This window comes from Lapillicoccus sp., assembly GCF_046595215.1.
Taxonomy (GTDB): Bacteria; Actinomycetota; Actinomycetes; order Actinomycetales; family Dermatophilaceae; genus Lapillicoccus.
On record NZ_JBKJPP010000023.1, the window covers coordinates 1 to 3,174 of the forward strand.

Below are 3,174 nucleotides of genomic sequence, written 5' to 3' on the forward strand. Positions count from 1 at the left end.
GACGCATCTACTCTTTCGGCGGTGAGTTCATCGCCTCCAATGTCACCGGAACCGTGACGTCCTCGCAGTTCTTTGACCTCGACACCCGGTCGTGGTCGCGACTAGAGACCACCAAGAAGAAGACGCCCCTAGACGCGGCAGGCGCGGACAACAAGCACGGGACGTACGGCGTTGTCATCACCGAACACGGCCAGGACAAGATCCTCTCCCCGGGGGGCGCGTCCACCGCGTGGTTCGACCCGATGAGCAAGGTGCACGTCTTCACCCCATAGCCCACGCCGGCCCGAGCCCGGCGCGATATGAGTGTCCGCCGTGGACGGCCCACCCGCCGCCCTCACCGCCAGACAATGACAGACATTCATCCGACAGACGGGCGGTAACGTCCCACTTTCGTCATGGGATGTATGCCGGGATTTCATCCGCCCGCGGGCCATCCCCCGATGGCATCTCATCGTCATGATCCGGGTCGAACGCGTCCGGCGCGTCCGCCGCCTCGGCACTGGCGCAGCGCCCTCAGGCCCGGCGTTGCGGGGTCACATCGGCGCGGCGCGAAGCCCGGGCAGTAGTGACGGGATGAACGGCGCGAGCGCCGCGACGAGGAGCAGGAGTACGCCGACCGACCGCGAGAACGCGGGCCCGTATCGCCAGACCTTCTCGATGAAGATCACCCCGGCGAGCGACACCATCGCCGGGACGTTCATCGCGCCGACGGCGACCAGGACGATCATGAGTCCCCAGCAGCAACCCATGCAGTACAACCCGTGATGGATCCCGACGCGAAGATCGCGTCCGGAGCCCTTGTAACTCGCGTAGTGGAAGAGCGCCCCCACCGGCGTCCGGCAGTGGCTCAGGCACGCACCCTTCAACGGGGTCAGCTGGTAGACACCGGCCACCGCGAAGATGGCCGCACCGACCCATCGGGCGGCGTCGGGCACGCCCTCGGCGAGCTGACCGGCCGCCGTAAGCACGGCATACACGACAACACCGAACGCCGCCCACGCGAGAAGGTAGCCTGCGAGAAAAGACGCGATGCCGGCTACCCTTTCGCGCGTCGTCGGCCGTGCCGCCACCGAGCGAACCCAGACGATCGCCATCGGGGCTACCGAGGGGAACATCATCGCGGCCATCATCACGAGCCAGACCGACAGGAACGCAGTCAGCGAGAGCCCCATCGTGCCGCGGCCAGCGCCCATCGGAGCCGCCCAAGTGATTGTGACAACCCACCCGAGCGCCGCGATCAGACACAAACTGATCCACCAGGCTAGGAACTGCCTCAGGGGCACCTCGAGCGGGCCGGCCTCAGCCCTCATATGCGAAGGCGGTGATGAAGCTGTTGGTCCCCGAGAACTCCGTGTCCCAATGGTCGCTGTAGCGGACTGCGCCAGCTCTGGCCTGGGTCACCGGCTGCGTCACGACACCTAGCAGAGAATTGGTGATGACGGGCGGATGCGACCCGTCCATACCGACCATCTCCTCAGACTCCATGGACAGCAGATCACCGACCCTGGCCTTAAGCGAGCCGCCGCTGCGGCTGAACGAGATCGACGCGGGTGCGACTCCCACGACTTCGCCGATCAGGGGGGCGACGGCGGCTAAATGACCGCCGGCGCCGCCGGAGAAGACCGCCCCCAACGCCTCCGACTGCTCTGGCGTCGCGCGATCATCGAGATAGAGGGCGACCTTCCAGTTGCCGTCGGTCATCTGCTTGGGCGTGTGCACGGCCATCACCGCGTTAAGGCCGGAGACGTCCACACCGTCTTTCTGACCCTCCGTCACATGCCAAGCGAGCAGCAGATCGCACGCCTCCTGCGTCGCCGGCCCTAGCCAAATACAGGGACAACTCACGTCGCAACTACACGCCTCGAAGTAGTCGCCCTTGACCGAAAAACCCATCGTGTCGCCCTTCCGTGCGGGGTGCCCTGCTGCTGGTGATCCTAAACTGGAGCCGTCAGGGCTGTCTATGTCCCGAACTGAGTCGTCCCGAGCGGCCCCACAGGGGGGTTCCGTTCAAGCGTTTCCCTCCAGGTGCGCCCGTGGGCCTGCAACCGTGGGCCTGCAACTTGGGGCGAGGCCGCGTGGTGGGCTTGCTCGCGTTTGACGCGCAGCGCGGTAAGCCTCTCGGGTCCCGATGCCTACCAATCGGGGGTATTGGCAGAGCCGAGCCGAGCTTGGGACCGGCGGCTAGATGGCCCAGTCAAGAGCCAGAGACCCGCCGCTTGCAGAGTGCTAGCATCATGGCAGCATGACTACCCTCTACATCCGCGATGTCTCTGACGAGGTTGCCGAGACGCTCAAGAAGCGCGCCGCAACCGAGGGCAAGTCGCTCTCCGCCTTTGTCGGAGGCGAACTGTCCAGGATCGCCGCTCGCCCGACGAACGCCGAGATCGTCGCCAGGCTCAAGGCTCGTGACCGGTCGAGTGGGCCGACCTCGGACGAGATCGTCGCCGAGGTGCGAGCCGGTCGCCAGTGATCGTGGTCGACGCCTCGGCAATGGTCGAGGCGCTCATCGGACGCGACCCTGAGAACGAGTTGCTGGACGGCCTGGCCGAAGCCGTGGCCGCCCCCCACCTGCTCGACGTCGAGGTGCTCTCCGCCCTGCGTGGGCTCCTGCTCGGCGGCAAACTCGAGCCGGGCACGGCCGAGGAGGCCCGCCACGACCACTTCGCCCTGTCTATCACCCGCCATGAGATCCATCCGCTGGCGGATCGCATCTGGCTCCTGCGCCACCAGTACACCAGCCACGACGCCTGCTACCTCGCGCTGGCCGAAGCGCTCGACGCGCCGCTCTTCACCTGCGACGCCAAGCTGGCTGGTGCTGGCCATGAGGCACAGGTTCGGGTCTTCCCAAGAACACACTGACCTGCCACGAGGGGCACCAATCTGCCTCTGCGTCTTTCCGGCTCCCGTTACCTTCTTGGAGCCCTCACCTTGGAGGTGCAGGCCAACGGCCCCGGCATGACTCACGGCTCCTGTTCGGATGATCTCAGAGGTGCTGTCACCGGGGTCGCCGGACGTTTGTGACCGCTGATAGGGACATGGCCCGAGTGTGGATGCCGACTCGTAACGTGGCTGCCGGCGCTTCGTCCAGGGCTGGCCTGCTCACGACGTAGAAGGGAATGCCGAGTTGTCTAAGACCAAGTCCAAGGCGCTCCAAAACGAGGCTGGGTTCGAGGT

5 protein-coding genes are annotated in these 3,174 nt (G+C 65.9%); 3 read left to right on the forward strand and 2 right to left on the reverse strand.

Going from position 1 to position 3,174, the window contains the following annotated elements; all coding sequences use genetic code 11:
* A partial coding sequence (locus tag ACLL9L_RS02225) for a hypothetical protein (protein WP_411283014.1) occupies positions 1–272 on the forward strand: 272 nt, incomplete at its 5' end.
* Between the two features lie 261 nt (positions 273–533).
* Here the strand turns inward: ACLL9L_RS02225 and ACLL9L_RS02230 are convergent.
* Both ACLL9L_RS02230 and ACLL9L_RS02235 read right to left on the reverse strand, forming a co-directional pair.
* On the reverse strand, positions 534–1,193 hold the full coding sequence (locus tag ACLL9L_RS02230; RefSeq protein WP_411283015.1) for a DUF2182 domain-containing protein: 660 nt from the start codon (positions 1,191–1,193) through the stop codon (positions 534–536).
* A 106-nt stretch (positions 1,194–1,299) separates the two neighbouring features.
* The gene (locus ACLL9L_RS02235) at positions 1,300–1,893 is read right to left on the reverse strand and encodes a DUF1326 domain-containing protein (protein ID WP_411283016.1); all 594 of its coding nucleotides are present in this window, start codon (positions 1,891–1,893) and stop codon (positions 1,300–1,302) included.
* A gap of 349 nt (positions 1,894–2,242) precedes the next feature.
* On the opposite strand from ACLL9L_RS02235, the gene ACLL9L_RS02240 reads away from it, so the two are divergent.
* Together ACLL9L_RS02240 and ACLL9L_RS02245 are read left to right on the forward strand one after the other, a co-directional pair.
* Positions 2,243–2,470 (forward strand): FitA-like ribbon-helix-helix domain-containing protein, encoded by a 228-nt coding sequence (locus ACLL9L_RS02240; protein WP_411283017.1) that lies wholly within the window; start codon positions 2,243–2,245, stop codon positions 2,468–2,470.
* Positions 2,467–2,859, forward strand: coding sequence for a type II toxin-antitoxin system VapC family toxin (locus ACLL9L_RS02245; protein ID WP_411283018.1), 393 nt, complete (start codon positions 2,467–2,469; stop codon positions 2,857–2,859). The genes ACLL9L_RS02240 and ACLL9L_RS02245 overlap by 4 nt, the downstream gene beginning before the upstream one ends.
* The last annotated feature ends 315 nt before the right edge of the window (positions 2,860–3,174 follow it).